A 2224-nucleotide genomic window follows, 5' to 3' on the forward strand; every position below is an offset into this window, starting at 1 on the left:
GTACCTCCAAGACGGATATTGCCTGCAAGGGCGGATCTACGGGTTCGGCTACTGTTAGTGGGGTTGGTGGCGGTATTGCTCCCTATACCTATTCATGGTCACCAAGTGGTGGCTCGACAGCTACGGCCTCTAACCTAACGGCTGGCACCTATATGGTCACCATTACCGATAACATTGGCTGTACGACTACGCGCAGCTTTACCATTACCGAACCTACTACCGCACTATCTGGCAGCATCACTGCCCAGACGAACAATACAGCCTTTGGCGGCAGTACAGGTTCTGCCACGGTTACCCCAGCTGGTGGTACACCGGGCTATACCTATTCATGGTCACCTAGTGGTGGCACAGCAGCTACGGCCTCTGGCCTAAGCGCAGGCACCTATACGGTTACCATTACCGATGCCAATAACTGCCAGACTACGGTCAGCACTACCATTACCCAGCCTGCGCTGGTACTGACTGCACAGTCGCAGACCAATGTGAGCTGTTTCGGCGGCAACAACGGTACAGCCACGGTGGGCATCAGCAGTGGTACGGGTCCATACAGCTATTCATGGTCACCTAGTGGTGGCACAGCGGCTACGGCCACTGGCCTATCAGCAGGTACCTATACGGTTACCGTAACCGGTACCAGCGGTACCGCTACCCAGAACTTTACCATTTCCCAGCCTGCGGCTGCCCTTTCAGCGGCTAGCGGCGGTGGCAGTACCAATGTGAGCTGTTTTGGCGGAGGCAACGGTACAGCTACTGTTGCACCAACGGGCGGCACGACCCCTTACAGCTATTCATGGTCACCTAGTGGAGGTACCAATGCCACGGCCACAGGCCTTACGGCAGGTACCTATACGGTTACCGTTACCGATTTTAATGGCTGCCAGACTACGCGCAGCTTTACCATTAACCAGCCTGCATCAGCACTTTCAGCTGCAACGGGTGGTGGCAGTACCAATGTGAGCTGTTTTGGCGGAAGCAATGGTACGGCCACTGTTGCCCCAACCGGGGGAACAGGTCCTTATACCTATTCATGGTCACCAAGTGGTGGTACGGCAGCTACGGCCTCTGGGCTAACAGCGGGTACCTATACGGTGACCGTTACCGATGCCAATGCCTGCCAGACCACACGCACCTTTGTGCTTAACCAGCCAGCGGCAGCACTGAATGTTGCAGTGGGTGGTGGAAGTACCAATGTGAGCTGTAATGGTGGCAACAACGGTACGGCCACGGTTGCCCCTACAGGTGGAACACTCCCTTACAGCTATTCATGGTCACCAAGTGGTGGTACCAATGCTACGGCCTCTGGCCTTGGTGTTGGGGTATACACGGTAACCGTTACCGATGCCAATGGTTGCCAGGCTACCCGTAGCTTTACCATTACCCAGCCGAGTGCATTGAGCGCCACCCGTGCCTGGACCAATATTGCCTGTTTTAATGGCAGCACCGGTTCTGCCACGGTTACTGTTAGCGGCGGTACACCGGGTTATACCTATTCATGGTCACCAAGTGGTGGTACCAATGCTACGGCCTCTGGGTTAACAGCGGGTACCTATACGGTGACCGTTACCGATGCCAACGCCTGCCAGCTGACCAGGACCTTTACCATTAGCCAACCAGCTTCGGCGCTATCGGCAAGCATTACTTCACAAACTAACAATAGCACCTTTGGCGGCTCTACCGGAGCGGCCACGGTTTCAGCCACTGGTGGTACACCGGGTTATACCTATTCATGGGCACCAAGTGGTGGCACGGCAGCTACGGCCTCTGGGCTAACGGCAGGCACCTATACGGTGACCATTACCGATGCCAATGCATGTACCACTACCCAGAGCGTTACCATTACCGAGCCACCGGCACTAGTGCTGGCAGCGGGCACCACGGTGAACATCCTGTGCAACGGCAGTGCTACGGGCTCGGCTACGGTGAACATCACCAGCGGAACCGGTCCATATACCTATTCATGGTCACCTACGGGCGGCACAGCGGCTACGGCCTCTGGGCTAACAGCGGGTACCTATACGGTAACGGTAAACGGAGCTGGCGGTTCAACTGCCACCCAGAGCTTTACCCTTACCCAGCCAGTGGCACTTGTTGCTACAGCAGGTACCACGGTTAACGTGAGCTGTAATGGCGGGGCCAATGGTTCTGCTACGGTTAACGTAACAGGGGGCACCGGAGCGAAAACCTATTCATGGTCACCAAGCGGGGGTACAGGGGCTACGGCCAC

At 56.3% G+C, this 2224-nt stretch carries 1 protein-coding gene; it reads left to right on the forward strand.

Annotated features, from left to right (window positions below; genetic code table 11):
* Positions 1-2224 (forward strand): SprB repeat-containing protein (locus AQF98_RS21730; protein ID WP_200911947.1); only part of this gene is annotated, 2224 nt, incomplete at both ends.

Origin of the sequence: Pedobacter sp. Hv1 (assembly GCF_001412215.1) — a bacterium.
GTDB lineage: Bacteria > Bacteroidota > Bacteroidia > Sphingobacteriales > Sphingobacteriaceae > Pedobacter.